Raw genomic sequence first — 16,413 nt, 5'->3', positions numbered from 1 at the left:
CCTTACAAATAGCCTTGCGAGCGGAAACTCAGTTCGGCCGATTTCCCGATGATCAGGTGATCATGCAAAGTCAGCCCAAGGGCGGAACACGCATCCTGAATCCGGTTGGTCATATCGATATCCGACTGCGACGGCGTCGGATCACCGGATGGATGATTGTGGACCAGGATCAGAGCCGAGGCATTGAGTTCCAACGCCCGCTTCGCGACCTCTCGCGGATAGACCGGCACATGATCCACCGTGCCTTTGGCCTGCTCTTCATCCGCAATCAGCACATTCTTGCGATCTAGATAAAACACACGAAACTGCTCGATCTCGCGGTGCGCCATCGTGGTGTGACAATAGTCCAGAAGCGCATCCCATCCCGAGATCACATGCCGTTGCATCACCCGGGCACGCGCCATGCGATGGGCACAGGCCTCAAGGATTTTCAGATCGGTAATCACCGTGTCCCCAACGCCTTTGATCTGACGCAGCCGTTCCTCGGGTGCAGTCAACACACGATTGAAATCACCAAACTCTTCCATCAGTGCCCGAGCCAGCGGTTTCACATCCTGACGCGGGATGGATCGGAACAGAGCAAGTTCCAGCAGTTCATAATCCGGCATCGCTGCTGATCCGCCAGACATGAACCTTTCGCGCAGCCGCTTGCGATGGTCTTTGATGTAGGAGGGTAACCGACCAACGGGCAGCGGCTGCGCCGGTGCTTCATCCGTATCGAACAGCATGGGGGCTTCGGCAAAGGCGTCTTGGGTCATAACACCACTCTGACGCAGAATCGGTTTCCGAAAAGTTAACGCGCCTTATCCCTGCCCGCCGGATCGGCAACACACGGATCCCCTGTTTCATCTGGCCATAAATATCTCGGGGGGGTCGCCCAAAGGGTGATGGGGGCAGAGCCCCCTTGCTTAACCGTTTAACCCTTCATGCCATCCCAGAAGGACTTTACAGAAGAGAAAAAGCTTTTAGATTCCGGGTGGTTATCTTCACCCAAATCGTCAAACTCACGCAGAAGTTCTTTCTGACGACTGGTCAGATTGACCGGAGTTTCCACGGCAAGTTCGATGAACATATCCCCGATGCCTCCGCCGCGCAGGGCGGGCATGCCTTTGCTACGCAGGCGCATCTGGCGGCCCGACTGGCTGCCGGCAGGAATCTGAACACGACCGCGACCACCGTCGATGGTCGGCACCTCGATCGAACCGCCAAGTGCTGCCTTGGCCATGCTGACTGGCACACGGCAATAGAGGTTCACGCTGTCACGTTCGAACAGCTTGTGCTCGGAAACTTCGACAAAAATATAGAGGTCACCGGGAGGACCACCACGCATTCCGGCCTCACCCTCACCAGCCAGACGAATCCGGGTGCCGGTCTCGACACCGGCAGGGATGTTCACGGACAATGCGCGATCTTTTTCAACGCGCCCCGCACCTTGGCACGACTTACAAGGGTTCTTAATGATCTGACCCAAACCAGAGCAGGTCGGGCAGGTGCGCTCAACCGTGAAAAAGCCCTGTTGCGCGCGAACCTTGCCCATGCCGGAACAAGTCGGACATGCGGTAGGTTCAACACCACCTTCGGCACCAGTTCCCTCGCAAGAGGAACAGGCCACAGCCGTAGGAACGTTTATGGTTTTCTGCAGGCCTGCATAAGCCTCTTCCAACGTGACCCGCAGGTTATAGCGCAGGTCTGAACCGCGTGCGGCGCGACGGCCCCCGCCTGCCCCACGCTGGCCACCCATGAAGTCGCCGAACAGGTCGTCGAACACGTCAGAGAACGCGCTGGAGAAATCGCCCTGACCGAAGCCGCCACCGGGACGGCCGCCGCCACCGCCCATGCCGTTTTCAAACGCGGCGTGACCAAAGCGGTCATAAGCGGCTTTCTTGTCAGCATCGCGCAGAACATCGTAAGCCTCGTTGGCCTCTTTGAACTGCGCTTCGGCATCGGGGTTGTCCTTGTTGCGATCGGGATGCAGCTGTTTGGCTTTCGAGCGAAAGCCTTTTTTGATCTCATCCGCAGAAGCGCCCTTGGACACGCCGAGCACTTCGTAATAGTCGCGTTTGGACATCAGTATTTCCTTCTGCCTCAACGTAATCGGGCCGGCCCGGCAACCGGACCGGCCCAAATTGGCCCGGTTACCCGTTAATTACGCTTATCGTCGTCCAGATCTTCGAACTCGGCGTCGACAATGTCATCGTCACCCGGCGCGGCATCTGCGGCTGCGGGCTCATCTTCGCCCTCTTCCGCCTGTGCCTTATAGATCGCCTCACCCAGTTTCATGGCCGCTTCGGTCACGTTCTGGATGCCCGACTTGATCTTGTCGGCATTGTCCGTTTCCAGCTCATCCTTGAGCGCAGCAACGGCCAGCTCGATCGCTTCGACGGTCGACGGGTCGACCTTGTCGCCATGTTCCTCGATCGATTTCTCGGTCGCGTGGACAAGGCTTTCGGCCTGGTTCTTGGCTTCGACCAGCTCTTTGCGCGCCTTGTCCGCCTCGGCGTTTTCCTCGGCATCCTTGACCATCTTGTCGATATCTTCGTCCGACAGACCGCCCGAGGCCTGAATGGTGATCTTCTGCTCTTTGCCAGTGCCTTTGTCCTTGGCCGAAACCGAGACAATGCCGTTGGCGTCGATGTCAAAAGTCACCTCGATCTGAGGCATGCCGCGCGGTGCGGGCGGGATCTCTTCCAGATTGAACTGACCCAGGATCTTGTTGTCCGCAGCCATTTCGCGCTCACCCTGGAAACAGCGGATGGTCACGGCGTTCTGGTTGTCCTCGGCGGTCGAGAAGACCTGGGACTTTTTCGTCGGAATGGTCGTGTTGCGGTCGATCAGACGGGTGAATACGCCACCCAGCGTCTCGATGCCCAAGCTGAGCGGGGTCACGTCCAGCAGAACCACGTCTTTGACGTCGCCCTGCAGAACACCGGCCTGAATGGCGGCACCCATAGCAACAACTTCGTCCGGGTTCACACCCTTGTGCGGCTCCTTACCGAAGAACTTGGTGACCTCTTCGATCACTTTCGGCATGCGAGTCATACCACCGACCAGAACAACCTCATCCACGTCGCCAGCCGACAGGCCCGCGTCTTTCAGGGCAGCCTGGCAAGGCTTCATCGACTTCTTAATCAGGTCGCCAACCAGCGATTCCAGCTTGGCACGGGTCAGTTTCATGACCATGTGCAGCGGTTGACCGTTCGAGCCCATCGAGATGAACGGCTGGTTAATCTCGGTCTGCGAGGTCGAGGACAGCTCGATCTTGGCTTTTTCAGCAGCTTCTTTCAGACGCTGCAGGGCCATCTTGTCGGCAGACAGATCGACACCGTGTTCCTTTTTGAACTCATCCGCCAAGTAGTTGACGATGCGCATGTCAAAGTCTTCACCACCCAGGAAGGTGTCACCGTTGGTCGATTTGACTTCGAACAGACCGTCGTCGATTTCCAGAATGGTTACGTCGAAAGTACCACCACCAAGGTCATAAACCGCGATGGTTTGAGTTTCTTCCTTGTCCAGACCATAGGCCAGAGCAGCCGCTGTCGGCTCGTTGATGATCCGCAGCACTTCCAGACCGGCAATTTTACCGGCGTCTTTGGTGGCCTGACGCTGAGCATCGTTGAAGTATGCCGGAACGGTGATGACTGCTTGCGTGACTTCCTCACCCAGATAGCTTTCTGCGGTTTCCTTCATCTTGCCCAGAGTGAAGGCCGAGATCTGGCTTGGGGAGTACTTTTCACCGCGGGCTTCAACCCAGGCGTCGCCATTGCCGCCATCAACGATGGCGTAGGGCACCATTTTCTTGTCTTTTTCGACTTCTGCATCATCCACACGACGACCGATCAGACGCTTGACGCCAAAGATCGTGTTGTCGGGGTTGGTGACCGCCTGACGTTTTGCAGGCTGACCGACCAGACGCTCATCTTCTGTAAAAGCGACGATCGAGGGCGTGGTCCGCGCCCCTTCGGCGTTTTCGATGACCTTCGGCTGCGAGCCGTCCATGATGGCCACACACGAGTTGGTGGTACCGAGGTCAATCCCGATTACTTTTCCCATATTTTCAATCCCTTTCCATTCAAGGCGATGTCCCGAGGGTTGGACCCGTTGCGGCATCCTGCCCCCGATTGATGTGCGCGACAGCACTACACCATCGCGCGTCGAGGCGTATATAAGGGCGAGAACAGGGGCCTGCAAGCGTTCAGAAACGCAGGTTTTCGGGAATCTGTGGCCTTTTTTGGCAAGGTTTTGGCAAGGTTTGGGGATTCTGGAATGGCGCGGCTGTTATTGCGCGGATTTGATATACGGAAAGGCTATTTGGATGCGGCGGCGCAGTCGCATCTAGTTGACCTGCTTAGGCCGATTCTGAAAGTGGCACCGCTTTATCGGCCCGTGACACCTTCGGGCAAGGAAATGTCAGTGCGCATGACCTCGGCCGGGGCGCTGGGATGGGTCACTGACCGGGCGGGCTATCGGTATCAGGACACGCACCCAAAGGGCATGACATGGCCCGCGATTCCAGATGAGATTTTGACCATCTGGCAGGACCTGACGGGCGCGGATCGCCGGCCCGATTGCTGTCTGATCAACTATTACGGTGAAGGCACCAAGATGGGCCTGCATCAGGACAAGGATGAGGCCGATTTCTCGTGGCCCGTGCTGTCGATTTCATTGGGCGATGACGCGCTATTCCGCATCGGCAATACAACACGGGGCGGCAAGACCGAGTCGATCTGGCTGAGCTCGGGCGATGTGGTGATCATGGGCGGCCCGGCACGCTTGACCTATCACGGGGTTGATCGCATCCGGTTTGGATCATCCAAACTTTTGCCAAAGGGCGGACGCATCAACCTGACTTTGAGAGTCGCAACGTGAAACACAATCCAAATTCGGGATCAGCTTTTCAGGATAAAGTGTGCACCGCCAAGATCAGCGTCGCGCATCCCAGCTTTTCGAGACCTGCTTACGGGTATAGAACTCGCCCAGCAGGCCGATCATCGTCAGGATTATCCCGACCCAAAGCGCGTATTCCCAACTGGAGTTGCGGGGAAAGTAGTTTCGGAACACAAAACCACGGCATTGATCTATGATGTGAAACAGCGGGTTCCACGCAAACATAGTCAGCATGAACCCACCCAATGCGTTGCCGACGAACATCTTGCCAGAAAATATCATGTTCAGACGACGGTACATACTTGTCAGGATGCTTACCGTATTTGGAAACCAGGGCTTTAGCGCCAGAAACACAAGACCGACTGAGCATCCTACAAACCATGCCAGCAAAAGCATCCCAAAAGCACCGCCGGGCTCCTGAATTACAAGGGGCGAGACGGCTACGCTGTAGACGAACAGGATGACCAGGATCGAGACAAGCTGCGTGTACAGAATACCGAAGGCAGATGCTGACAACATCACCATCATGGTCATCGGCGAATGCAGTGTCATCGGATTGTTGCCGGATCCAACCCCGGCGATAGCAGCGACAGACTTGATATGCGTCAGGAACAGAAAAACTCCGGAGAGCAGGAACAACACCATCTCGCCCCGGATTTTGGCCATGCCGGTCATTCGACCAATTAGCGTCATAAGTATATAAAACGCCGTCACCAGAAGAACGACCTGAACAATGTTTATCAGGATTGCGATCACCGCATTTGAATGCTGCGAGCGGATATTGCGGACCACCGCATGGAATATAAGCTCGGCGGTGGTGAAAACCCCGCCCAGCAACGACTGATTTCGCTTGTAGTGAAACACTCGAATACTCTTTCCTGCTGTGTCAGCCGCAAATTGGCACGAAATTCTTGCTGTTCCGTATCCATCGCATCATAAGTCCGTGAGATGCCCTGATCAACAAACCACAGGAACGGAGCTTTTTTGTGACCTATGACGCGCTTATTCCCGTCATCCGGCGGCTGGCCTTGCAGGCAGGCGACAAGATCATGCAGATCTATGAAGCGGATGATTTCGACGTCAAGGTCAAGTCAGACTCAAGCCCGGTAACCGAGGCGGACGAGGCGGCGGATGCTTTGATCTCGGCCGGATTGCGCGAGACTTTTCCAGATATCCTGCTGGTGACCGAGGAACAGGCAGCTTCGCATTCCGAAAAGGGTGAAACCTTTCTGATCGTTGATCCTTTGGACGGCACCAAAGAGTTCGTCAACCGGCGGGGCGATTTTACGGTAAATATTGCTCTGGTCGAGAACGGCGTGCCGACGCGCGGTGTGGTTTACGCACCGGCGCGGGGGCGGATGTTCTATACGCAAGCCGATGGGCAAGCTGTCGAGGAAACCGGCGCACTGGACAAAGATCAGCCGGGTGTGTTGACGCCAATATCAGTCTCTAAACCAGACAATTCGGCGCTGATGATCGTTGCATCCAAGTCGCATCGGGATCAGGCGACCGAGGATTACATCAACAAATATCAGGTGCGCGACAGCAAAAGTGCCGGGTCGTCGCTGAAGTTCTGTCTGGTGGCGACGGGAGAGGCCGACCTCTACCCCCGTGTTGGCCGCACCATGGAGTGGGACACCGCTGCGGGCCACGCGGTTCTGGCCGGTGCGGGCGGACATGTGGTGCGCTTTGACGACCATTCGCCGCTGACCTATGGCAAAGACGGCTATGCCAATCCATTTTTCATCGCCTATGCTCCAGGCGTTGAGCTGAAGGAAGCCTGATGTCAGTATTGATTGCCATTCCCGCGCGCTACGCTTCGACCCGCTATCCAGGCAAACCTCTGGTTCCGCTGACCGGGGCAAACGGAACCAGCATGACTCTGATCGAACGATCCTGGCGCGCTGCGATTTCCGTGTCAGGCGTAGATCGCGTGGTTGTGGCAACCGACGATGACCGTATCCGCGAAGTCTCAGAGGGATTTGGTGCCGAGGTGGTGATGACTTCAGACACCTGCCGCAACGGTACCGAACGCTGCGCCGAGGCGCACTCGGCTCTGGGTGGCGGTTATGACATCGTCGTCAACCTGCAAGGGGATGCGCCTTTGACCCCGCATTGGTTTGTTGAAGACCTGATCTCGGGTCTGCGCAACGCGCCAGATGCGGGTGTGGCCACCCCCGTGCTGCGCTGTGACGGGGACGCACTGAACGGATTACTGAACGATCGCAAGCAAGGCCGGGTCGGGGGCACTACAGCGGTGTTCGGCAATGACCACAGCGCGCTTTACTTCTCGAAAGAAGTGATCCCTTTCACAGCCGAGACCTATGCCAGCAGTGACCCGACACCGGTATTCCACCACGTCGGAGTTTATGCCTATCGGCCTGACGCTCTGACTGCTTATCCGGGCTGGACTAGCGGTCCGCTGGAGACACTGGAAGGGTTGGAACAGCTGCGCTTCATGGAAAACGGCCGCAAGGTTCTGTGTGTCGAAGTTGAAGCCAAAGGTCGTCAGTTCTGGGAGCTGAACAACCCGCAGGACGTGGCCAAGATCGAAGAAATGATGGCCGCTATGGGGCTTGAATGACAAATATTCTGGTTACAGGTGGTGCAGGTTATATCGGCTCTCATGCCTGCAAGGCACTGGCAAGGGCGGGGTATACGCCCGTAACCTATGACAATCTTGTCACCGGATGGCAGGACGCGGTGAAATTCGGCCCTTTCGAGCAGGGCGACCTGCTGGACCGCGCCCGGCTGGACGAAGTGTTCGCCAAAAACCAACCCGCCGCCGTGATACATTTCGCCGCCCTCAGTCAGGTCGGCGAAGCGATGGTTGAGCCCGGAAAATATTGGTCGAACAATGTCACCGGTTCGCTGACACTGATACAGGCGGCTGTGGATGCGGGATGTTTGAACTTTGTGTTCTCGTCGACCTGCGCCACCTATGGCGAACATGACAACGTTGTGCTGGACGAGAGCACTCAGCAGCAGCCATTGAATGCCTATGGTGCCTCGAAACGAGCGATCGAGGACATCTTACGTGATTTCCAAGCCGCATATGGCCTGAAGCACGTGATCTTCCGCTATTTCAACGTGGCCGGGGCCGACCCGGATGCCGAAGTTGGAGAGTTTCACCAACCAGAAACCCATCTGGTGCCGCTGATGCTGGACGCCATCGATGGCAAGCGGGGTGGCTTGACTGTATTCGGCACCGATTACGACACACCCGACGGCACCTGCATCCGCGATTATGTACACGTCTGTGATCTGGTCGATGCACATGTACTGGGGCTGAAGTGGCTAGAACAGGGCAAAGAAAGCCGCGTGTTCAATCTGGGCACCGGGTCGGGGTTTTCGGTGATGGAAGTCATCGAGCATTCCAAAGCCGTCACCAACCGTGCGGTGCCGTATAGCATCGGCCCGCGCCGGGCCGGGGATTGCACGCGTCTAGTTTCAGGCTCGGTCCGAGCCAAGGAAGAGCTGGGCTGGACACCAAAAAGATCAACGTTAGAGACGATGATCACGGATGCCTGGCGTTGGCATCAGAATGGCGGCTACACCAAGTGAGGCTTGAGGATCAGCCGCTAAGCTGGGTGCAGCGCTACAAGCTGCGCCTGAAACGCAAGCGGCTGTTGTGGCGATCCTTTCGCAGCCGCCATCAACTGAAGTCGTTGACTGACAACACGCAAAAGATCACACCCGGCGCCATTCTGGCCTTTACCACGCTGCGGAATGAGATCACCCGCCTGCCGTGGTTCTTTCACCATTATCGCACGCTGGGCATTGATCATTTTCTGATGGTGGATAATGGCAGCGATGACGGCTCAGTCCCGTATTTGCTTGAACAGCCGGATGTGTCGCTGTGGCGGACTACGGCAAGCTATCGCGCGTCTCGGTTCGGGTTGGATTGGCTGACTTGGCTGCAGTGGAAATTTGGGCACGACCACTGGACGTTGATGGTCGACGCCGATGAGTTGCTGATCTACGCCCATCACAACACCCATACGATGCGCGATTTAGCTGCATGGCTGGACGCGCGCGGTCAAACCACGTTTGGGGCGATGATGCTGGACCTCTATCCCAAAGGTCGGCTGGGCAAGCAAAGTTATGATCCGCATTCCGATCCAACCGATTGCCTGAACTGGTTTGACCCCGGCCCCTATCGTGCCCAGCGCCAAAGGCCGATGGGCAACCTTTGGGTTCAGGGAGGCGTACGCGAGCGGGTGTTTTTTGCAGATCAGCCCCAAAAATCACCGACGCTGAACAAGATCCCTCTGACCCGGTGGTCACGACATACGGCCTATGTGAATTCGTGCCATTCCGCGCTGCCCCGGTTCTTGAATTTTGAATATGACGGTCCGGGTGGGCAGACCGCCTCGGGCGTGTTGCTCCATACGAAATTCCTGCCTGAGGTTGTCGACAAATCGCGGATCGAAAAACAGAGGCGGCAACATTTTCACGACCCCGATCGGTTCGGCGCCTATTATGACGGGATCATCAGCGGGCCTGATCTTTGGACTTCTGACTCGGTCAAACTAGGTGATTGGCAACAGTTACAAGACCTTGGGCTCATGAACGCGGGCGGATTTCCTGCCACAGGGGGGAAGTAAACCGGATTTAAACCCGTTGCCTCACAAGGTGCAGAGATGTCATAAAACGTTAATGTCCGGCACCACTCAGGCCTCAGGCGGCCCCGGGCAGACGCGCGTATCAAAAAAGGTTGGGCAGCCGCGTGAGCCTTTTGGATTCCTATCGCATGAGATTGCGGCGCAAGCGCCGCCTGCTGCGTTGCCTACGTCGGCGTCGGGATCTGAAAGCGGTGCAAGATAACACCAACAAGATCAAAGAAAACGACATCTTGTTGATGAGCGTGATGCGGAACGAAAAGATCCGCCTTCCCTATTTCTTAGACTACTATCGAAAGCTTGGCATCAATCACTTCCTGTGCGTGGACAACAACAGCGATGACGGCACCCACGAATACCTGAGCAGCCAGCCGGACGTTTCGCTGTGGTGGACGGATGTAGGTTACAAGAATGCGACCTTTGGTCTGGATTGGTCCAACTACCTGCTGCGCCGCTATGCGCATAAGCACTGGGTTCTGACGGTCGATCCGGATGAATTCTTTATCTATCCTTTTTGCGATACCCGCCCGATCCGCGCCCTGACCGACTGGCTGGACGATACTGGTGTGCGCAGTTTCGGCACCATGCTGATCGACATGTATCCCGAAACTGGAATCATGGATGCGCCCTATCATGAGGGCCAGAACCCCTTTGAAGTCGCGCCTTGGTTCGATTCAGGCAACTTCATGATTACCCGCAACCCGACCTATGGGAATCTGTGGATTCAAGGCGGTGCACGCGCACGGGTTTTCTTTCAGAACAATCCCCTGAAGGCTCCGGCCCTGAACAAGATACCTCTTGTGAAATGGCACCGGCGCTACGCCTATGTCAGCTCAACCCACGCCTTGCTGCCGCGCGGGCTCAATCAGGTCTATGAAGAGCAGGGCGGTGAAAAAACCAGCGGAGCGCTGCTGCATGCAAAGCTGATCAATACGCTTGGGGAAAAAGCTAAAGAAGAGTTGCTGCGCGGACAGCACTATGCTGCGTCGGGCGAGTACAAGGCTTATGCCAAGCAGTTAGAGGATAATCCGGTTTTCTGGAACAAATGGTCCGAGAAATACATCAACTGGCGACAGATTGAGATCCTCGGCCTGATGTCCAAGGGGAACTGGGCATGAGCAGCTTGGGCATCGTAATGCTGGTGCACACCGCGCTGGATCGGGTTGAGCAGGTGGCGCGCCATTGGGCCGCCTCGGGCTGTCCTGTGGTCATTCATGTAGATCAGAAAGTCGGCGATCCGGCTTATTCCGATTTTGTCTCCGCTTGTTCGGATGAACCGCTTATTCTGTTTTCCGAACGCCATGTTTGTGAATGGGGCGGCTGGGGTATTGTCGCCGCATCACAATCCGCCGCATCGCTGATGTTGGAGAGGTTTCCGAACGTCCGGCATGTATATCTGTCCTCGGGCGCGTGTCTGCCGCTGCGCCCGGTCGCTGATCTGATCGACTATCTGGCCGACCGACCCCGTGTCGATTTCATCGAAAGCGCCACCACGCGCGACGTCAGCTGGACGATCGGCGGCCTGGACCTGGAGCGTTTCACCCTGCGGTTCCCCTTCTCATGGCGCAGGCAACGAAAACTGTTTGACAACTACGTGCGGTTGCAACGCGCCCTCGGTCTGCGCCGCAGAATTCCAGACGGTCTGGTGCCCCATATGGGCAGCCAGTGGTGGTGTCTGACCCGCCAAACCTTGTCGGCCATCCTTCAGGATCCAAAACGCGCCGAATATGATCGCTATTTCCGCCAGGTCTGGATTCCCGATGAAAGCTATTTTCAGACACTGGCACGGCTCTATTCCACCCATATCGAAAGCCGATCGCTGACCCTGTCGAAGTTCGACTATCAAGGTCGGCCGCACATGTTCTACGACGATCACCTACAATTGCTGCGCCGGTCCGACTGTTTCGTGGCGCGCAAAGTCTGGCACAGCGCTAGCCGGTTGTATCAGACCTTCCTGACCGACCAGGACAGCGCACTGACCCCGGCCGAGCCCAACCCCGGCAAGATCGACCGGGTGTTTTCCAAAGCGGTCGAGCGGCGCGTTCGCGGACGGGATGGTCTTTATATGCAAAGCCGTTTCCCCCGCGCGGCTACGGAACGCAGCCTGACAGCCTTTCCCTATTCGGTGTTTCAAGGCTTTACCGAGTTGTTCGAGGATTTCGAACCTTGGCTGACAAACGCCATCGGCGGGCGGGTGCATGGGCACCTGTTCGGTCCCGAACGGGCGCAATTTGCCGAAGATGAGACGATCATCAACGGTGCGCTCAGCGATTGCGCCACGCTACGCGACTATAACCCCTCGGCCTTTCTGTCGAACCTCATCTGGAATACACGAGGCGAGCGTCAGTGCTTTCAATTCGGGCCAACGGATATTCAGAAAATCAATGAATTCCTGACGCAAGACCAGAATGCACATATTGCGGTCATCTCGGGGGCCTGGGCGGTTCCATTGTTCCGTTCGAACCTGAATTTTGCCGATATCCGGTGCGAAGCTGCCCGCCTACAACAGATCGAAAGCAAACAGCTCAAGCTGCTGGATGCCGCTCGGGCAAAGACGCGCATTCGAATATGGACAATGGCAGAGTTTGTGGAATCCCCCATGGAACAACTGCAGACCGTTCTGGAGGACATGGGCGCGCCCAAACCCACGCATCTGACCGAGGCACCGACGATGGTCGATCTGACCGGGTTCGGAAAGTTCCTGCAAAACCTCAAGAACCAAGGGATGCATCCCTATCTGATGGGGGATTTCCCTGTGAATGACGTGTTTGGCGCACAGTCCAAATCGTTCAAGAAGCCCTATTTGGTGCAGTAACATAAAATGACCCGCCGCTTCGATTATTTCATCGTTCTGGCCGATATGCGGACCGGTTCGAACCTGCTTGAATTACAGCTGAACACGCTGGATGGCGTCACGTGTCACGGAGAAGCGTTTAACCCCTATTTCGTCGGCCTGCCAAAACTGGACAGCGTTCTGGGCTTTACCCTGGAAGATCGTGAACGCGACCCGATGGCGCTGATCGACGCCATCCGAAAGGCTCCGGGCGAGATGAACGGCTTTCGTTTTTTCAGCGACCACGATGCGCGGGCGCTGCCACCGGCGCTGGATGATCCGCGCTGCGCCAAAATCATTCTGATGCGCAACCCTCTGGATAGCTACATATCGTGGAAAATCGCCTTGGAAACAAAGCAGTGGCGGTTAGTGAACATCAAGCAACGGCGGGAGGCTCAGATCACCTTCGATGCCGAAGAATTCGCCGAACAGCTCGACCAGCGGCAAGCATTTCAACAAACAGTGCTCAAACATCTGCAGACCACCGGGCAAACACCGTTTTACATCGACTATGACGATCTAACAGATTTGGACGTTCTGAACGGCCTTGCCGCGTGGCTTGGCGTCAGCGCACGTCTTAAGGAGCTGAACCAGCATCTCAAACGTCAAAACCCAGCGCCTGCCCGGTCGAAAGTGACCAATCCGGATGATATGGAGCTGGCCCTGTCGCAACGTGACCGCTTCAAGCTACACCATATCCCAAGTTACGAGCCGCACCGCGGGCCGGCTGTTTCGCGCTATGTGGGTGCTGCGCAAACTTCGCTGATGTACCTTCCGGTGCGCGGCGGCCCCGAGGCTGAAGTGGTGCAGTGGATTGCCGATCTAGACGGGGTGTCTCAAGCCGACCTGATCACCGGCCGCAATCAAAAACAGACCCGTCAATGGATGCAGGATCATCCCGGTCACCGCAAATTCACGGTGCTGCGCCATCCGCTGGCGCGCGCGCACGCTGTGTTCTGCGACCGTATTCTGCACACAGGCCCCGGCGCATATGTCAGCATTCGCAATATGCTGAGCCGACGGTACAAGGTGCCGCTGCCTGCCAAGGGTGATCTCAGAAATTATACCCGCGATCAGCATTCCGAGGCGTTCGCGGCCTTTCTGGGCATGCTGCGCAGTATTCTGGCGGGCCAGACCCCGATCCGCGTGGATGGGGAATGGTGTGGACAAGCGCAAACGCTAGAGGGCATGGCCGGTTTCACCATGCCCGACCTGATCCTGCGCGAGGATGAGATGGCAACCGCCCTGCCCGATCTTGCCTACAAAATTGGGCACACAGCCGCGCCAACCCCGAACAAGGCCAAGCCGGACGCGCCGTTTTCACTGGATCAGATTTACGACGCACAGCTTGAAGCGCTGGCGCAAGAAGCCTATCAGCGCGACTATACAGTATTTGGATTTGGTGATTGGAAACCGCTTTGAACCTTGCTTAGGGACGCAGAGTAATCACGGTTCCTTCATTCACCATTGCGTAGATTTCTTCGATCTCATCATTCTTGACCGCAATACAACCTGCCGTCCAATCCGGGGTCTTCTTCGCCCGCTTGAACTCGGATCGCAGATTGGGTTGTCCGTGAATGAAGATGTCGCCGCCCGGATCAACACCTGCGGCCTTGGCTTTAGCCAAGTCTTCCGAATTGGGATACGATATACCCAACGATAGATGATACCTGCTGCGCGGATTGCGGCGGTCGATCAGATAGGTACCCTCGGGCGTACGGCCATCGCCTTTTTTGTTTTTCGTGCCGGTGGGCGCAAATCCTAGATCGATATCATACTCCCGCAAAATCTGCTCGTTATGGAGCAAATACAGCTTGCGTGCACCTTTGTTGATGACCATCGAGGTCACCTCGGGCCCGCGATAAGAAAGAAATCTGGGTTTGGCTGAGGCACATGCTGAAAGGCTCAGCGTTGCCATTGCGCCCATTCCGAATGCTCGACGATCCATTATTTTCACTGCCTGATGCTCTTTTTTGTCAATTATTATGTCAGATTTTCGCGAAACTTAAATCACTTTTTGCTGTTCGACTGTTCCGTCAGTCGGCGTTCAATCGATTCCAGCCTTTCAAGAACCTCATCACGATAGGCATCGGTCTTGACCTCATCCTCGGCATGGTGGGCATCCTGCATCGAGTTCACGATGAGACCTACCAGCAAGTTCACCACCGCAAAGGTGGTCACCATGATGAAGGGAACAAAGAAAAGCCAGGCGTAGGGATACACCTCCATCACAGGGCGGACGATGCCCATGGACCAGCTTTCCAGCGTCATGATCTGGAACAGCGTATAGGCCGACAGACCCAGATCACCGAACCAATCGGGGAACGTGCCCGAGAAAAGCTTGGTTGAGATCACAGCGCCGATGTAAAACAGGATCGCCATCAGCAGGAACACGCTGGCCATGCCCGGCAGGGCTGAGATGAAGCCTTCGACCACTCGGCGCAGGCGCGGCGCAACCGAGATAACGCGCAGGACCCGGAGGATACGCAGTGCCCGCAGAACCGAAAGCGCCCCTGCACTGGGAACTAGGGCGACGCCCACGATCACGAAATCAAACACATTCCAGCCGCTGGTGAAGAACCGGCGCCCTGTGGCGATCAGTTTCATGACGATTTCGATGACGAATATGGTAAGGCACAGCTTGTCCAACGTCACGATCAGTGGACCCGCTGCGTCCATCAGCGTGGGCGATGTCTCCATCCCCAGCAGTACCGCGTTGAACAGGATCACACCGGTGATGAATTTCCCGAAAGCCGGTGCTTCGATGATGGGCAGCAGTCGTTGGGCGATCACCATGCGGGCGGTCCTTATCTCAGGGTTATTTGTTCAAAATGAACCGAGCGGCAAGTTCGGTGTGTGACGACCATCGAAATTGGTCAACCACCTGTACCCATTCAAGGGCATATCCGGCGTTAACCAGCATTTTTGCGTCACGGGCGAAGGTGATCGGGTTGCACGAGACATAAACAACCACCGGGCGCATGGCCTGCGCCAGCTCGGCCACCTGCGCCTCGGCCCCAGCGCGCGGCGGGTCAAGCACAACGGCGTCGAATTTCTTGAGTTCATCGGGCATGAGCGGGCGGCGGAACAGGTCTCGGGCCTCGACTGTGACCTGTTTCAAACCTTGCGCCTTGCGCCAGCCCTGATCCAAGGCCTTCGTCATCTCGGTCTCACCTTCGACTGCATGAACTTCAGCAGTCTGTGCCAGCGGCAGAGAGAATGTCCCGCATCCGGCGAACAGATCGACAATCCGCTTTGCCCCCGACGTAGCGTCGGAAACAGCCTGTAATAGAGCCTGTTCTCCGTCTTTTGTGGCTTGTAAAAACGCTCCGGGCGGTGGGGTGACGCCAGCGGTTCCAAAGCGTTGGATCGGAGGTACACGCATGGCGATAACCTCATCATCCCAACTAAGCCGGGCAAGGCCGTGATGCTCGGTCGCTTGCGCGAGCGCCAGCTCCAACGGTCCATCCAGCGGTTTGCCGCCCTTGACCGCAACATCCAAACCGCCTTCGGACAGGGTCAGCGTTACGGCCAACACACCTTTCCGACTGCCACCCAACAACGCCAAGGCTTCGGCCACCGGGATGGCCGCAATCAAGGTTGGGTGCAGCAAATGGCAATCCGGGATTTCGGTAATCGTGTCAGAAGCGCGACCATGAAACCCGGCCAACGTACCCTTCTTGGTGCGCCGTACGGCGATGGTGGCCCGACGGCGGGATCGTTCAGGCGAAGTGTGAATGGGCCGCATCAGGGCATTGAGCCCCTGCGCGGCCAACGCGTTGCGCACCACCTCAATTTTCCACTCGGCGACAAAATTATCGGTCGCATGTTGCAACTGGCAGCCGCCGCAGGCCTTGTAATGACGGCAGGGTGCCTTGACCCGCTGATCCGAGGGTGTTTCGACGCGAATATCGTTCAGAAACTGACCCAGCAACGTACCGCTGACCACTTCACCCGGCAGAGTGCGTGGCACATAGATCGGACCATCGGCGATTCCGTCGCCCTGATGTCCAAGGCGGCTTATTGTGTATTGCTGCGTCATGGAGGCCTGATAACTGGGGTTTGAGCGCAACA

General features: G+C 56.7%; 15 protein-coding genes. 8 read left to right on the top strand and 7 right to left on the bottom strand.

Annotation, left to right across the window (positions count from 1 at the left end; all coding sequences use genetic code 11):
• Window positions 1–2: 2 nt before the first annotated feature.
• From radC to dnaK, 3 genes are all read right to left on the bottom strand, one after another.
• Entirely contained in the window at window positions 3–758 is a 756-nt protein-coding gene (gene radC, locus ACR0AW_RS19400) for a RadC family protein (protein ID WP_170399305.1), read from the bottom strand.
• A 158-nt stretch (window positions 759–916) separates the two neighbouring features.
• Entirely contained in the window at window positions 917–2,068 is a 1,152-nt protein-coding gene (dnaJ, locus tag ACR0AW_RS19395) for a molecular chaperone DnaJ (protein ID WP_170399308.1), read from the bottom strand.
• Window positions 2,069–2,142: 74 nt separating this feature from the next.
• Window positions 2,143–4,050 carry a molecular chaperone DnaK gene (gene dnaK / locus ACR0AW_RS19390; protein ID WP_170399312.1) on the bottom strand — a complete coding sequence of 636 codons (1,908 nt, stop codon included), beginning with the start codon at window positions 4,048–4,050 and terminating at the stop codon, window positions 2,143–2,145.
• Between the two features lie 213 nt (window positions 4,051–4,263).
• Between dnaK and ACR0AW_RS19385 the strand changes: the two genes are divergently transcribed.
• On the top strand, window positions 4,264–4,866 hold the full coding sequence (locus tag ACR0AW_RS19385; protein WP_170734081.1) for an alpha-ketoglutarate-dependent dioxygenase AlkB: 603 nt from the start codon (window positions 4,264–4,266) through the stop codon (window positions 4,864–4,866).
• A 54-nt stretch (window positions 4,867–4,920) separates the two neighbouring features.
• On the opposite strand, the gene ACR0AW_RS19380 is transcribed toward ACR0AW_RS19385, so the two are convergent.
• Window positions 4,921–5,748 carry an ABC-2 transporter permease gene (locus ACR0AW_RS19380; RefSeq protein ID WP_170408775.1) on the bottom strand — a complete coding sequence of 276 codons (828 nt, stop codon included), beginning with the start codon at window positions 5,746–5,748 and terminating at the stop codon, window positions 4,921–4,923.
• Window positions 5,749–5,870: 122 nt separating this feature from the next.
• On the opposite strand from ACR0AW_RS19380, the gene cysQ reads away from it, so the two are divergent.
• From cysQ to ACR0AW_RS19345, 7 genes are all read left to right on the top strand, one after another.
• Entirely contained in the window at window positions 5,871–6,668 is a 798-nt protein-coding gene (gene cysQ / locus ACR0AW_RS19375; RefSeq protein ID WP_170734080.1) for a 3'(2'),5'-bisphosphate nucleotidase CysQ, read from the top strand.
• A complete protein-coding gene (locus ACR0AW_RS19370) occupies window positions 6,668–7,468 on the top strand; it encodes a 3-deoxy-manno-octulosonate cytidylyltransferase family protein (protein WP_170408777.1) in 801 nt (266 codons plus the stop codon). The genes cysQ and ACR0AW_RS19370 overlap by 1 nt, the downstream gene beginning before the upstream one ends.
• On the top strand, window positions 7,465–8,448 hold the full coding sequence (gene galE, locus ACR0AW_RS19365; RefSeq protein ID WP_170734079.1) for a UDP-glucose 4-epimerase GalE: 984 nt from the start codon (window positions 7,465–7,467) through the stop codon (window positions 8,446–8,448). The genes ACR0AW_RS19370 and galE overlap by 4 nt, the downstream gene beginning before the upstream one ends.
• A gap of 26 nt (window positions 8,449–8,474) precedes the next feature.
• A complete protein-coding gene (locus tag ACR0AW_RS19360; protein WP_480444265.1) occupies window positions 8,475–9,491 on the top strand; it encodes a glycosyltransferase family 2 protein in 1,017 nt (338 codons plus the stop codon).
• Window positions 9,492–9,637: 146 nt separating this feature from the next.
• Window positions 9,638–10,624, top strand: coding sequence for a glycosyltransferase family 2 protein (locus tag ACR0AW_RS19355; RefSeq protein WP_170408823.1), 987 nt, complete (start codon window positions 9,638–9,640; stop codon window positions 10,622–10,624).
• The gene (locus ACR0AW_RS19350) at window positions 10,621–12,321 is read left to right on the top strand and encodes a DUF5927 domain-containing protein (protein ID WP_170734077.1); all 1,701 of its coding nucleotides are present in this window, start codon (window positions 10,621–10,623) and stop codon (window positions 12,319–12,321) included. The genes ACR0AW_RS19355 and ACR0AW_RS19350 overlap by 4 nt, the downstream gene beginning before the upstream one ends.
• Window positions 12,322–12,327: 6 nt before the next feature.
• The gene (locus tag ACR0AW_RS19345; protein WP_170734076.1) at window positions 12,328–13,761 is read left to right on the top strand and encodes a sulfotransferase family protein; all 1,434 of its coding nucleotides are present in this window, start codon (window positions 12,328–12,330) and stop codon (window positions 13,759–13,761) included.
• 7 nt (window positions 13,762–13,768) lie between these two features.
• Here the strand turns inward: ACR0AW_RS19345 and ACR0AW_RS19340 are convergent, their stop codons facing one another.
• The 3 genes from ACR0AW_RS19340 to ACR0AW_RS19330 all read right to left on the bottom strand — a co-directional run bounded on the left by ACR0AW_RS19340 (window position 13,769) and on the right by ACR0AW_RS19330 (window position 16,381).
• Window positions 13,769–14,287: a L,D-transpeptidase family protein gene (locus tag ACR0AW_RS19340; protein WP_170399336.1), complete on the bottom strand. Its 519-nt coding sequence runs from the start codon at window positions 14,285–14,287 to the stop codon at window positions 13,769–13,771.
• Window positions 14,288–14,349: 62 nt separating this feature from the next.
• Window positions 14,350–15,135: an ion transporter gene (locus ACR0AW_RS19335; RefSeq protein WP_170515151.1), complete on the bottom strand. Its 786-nt coding sequence runs from the start codon at window positions 15,133–15,135 to the stop codon at window positions 14,350–14,352.
• A 22-nt stretch (window positions 15,136–15,157) separates the two neighbouring features.
• Window positions 15,158–16,381 carry a class I SAM-dependent RNA methyltransferase gene (locus ACR0AW_RS19330; RefSeq protein WP_170734075.1) on the bottom strand — a complete coding sequence of 408 codons (1,224 nt, stop codon included), beginning with the start codon at window positions 16,379–16,381 and terminating at the stop codon, window positions 15,158–15,160.
• Window positions 16,382–16,413 lie beyond the last annotated feature (32 nt).

The organism is Ruegeria sp. C5 (assembly GCF_056537605.1).
This window is presented reverse-complemented; position numbering and strand designations above follow the sequence as displayed.

Coding starts and splice junctions, on each gene's coding strand:
- ACR0AW_RS19330 (WP_170734075.1), bottom strand. CDS start 16,381: ATGACGCAGCAATACACAATAAGCCGCCTTGGACATCAGGGCGACGGA.
- dnaJ (WP_170399308.1), bottom strand. CDS start 2,068: ATGTCCAAACGCGACTATTACGAAGTGCTCGGCGTGTCCAAGGGCGCT.
- ACR0AW_RS19350 (WP_170734077.1), top strand. CDS start 10,621: ATGAGCAGCTTGGGCATCGTAATGCTGGTGCACACCGCGCTGGATCGG.
- dnaK (WP_170399312.1), bottom strand. CDS start 4,050: ATGGGAAAAGTAATCGGGATTGACCTCGGTACCACCAACTCGTGTGTG.
- galE (WP_170734079.1), top strand. CDS start 7,465: ATGACAAATATTCTGGTTACAGGTGGTGCAGGTTATATCGGCTCTCAT.
- ACR0AW_RS19340 (WP_170399336.1), bottom strand. CDS start 14,287: ATGGATCGTCGAGCATTCGGAATGGGCGCAATGGCAACGCTGAGCCTT.
- ACR0AW_RS19345 (WP_170734076.1), top strand. CDS start 12,328: ATGACCCGCCGCTTCGATTATTTCATCGTTCTGGCCGATATGCGGACC.
- ACR0AW_RS19370 (WP_170408777.1), top strand. CDS start 6,668: ATGTCAGTATTGATTGCCATTCCCGCGCGCTACGCTTCGACCCGCTAT.
- ACR0AW_RS19335 (WP_170515151.1), bottom strand. CDS start 15,135: ATGGTGATCGCCCAACGACTGCTGCCCATCATCGAAGCACCGGCTTTC.
- ACR0AW_RS19355 (WP_170408823.1), top strand. CDS start 9,638: ATGAGATTGCGGCGCAAGCGCCGCCTGCTGCGTTGCCTACGTCGGCGT.
- ACR0AW_RS19385 (WP_170734081.1), top strand. CDS start 4,264: ATGGCGCGGCTGTTATTGCGCGGATTTGATATACGGAAAGGCTATTTG.
- radC (WP_170399305.1), bottom strand. CDS start 758: ATGACCCAAGACGCCTTTGCCGAAGCCCCCATGCTGTTCGATACGGAT.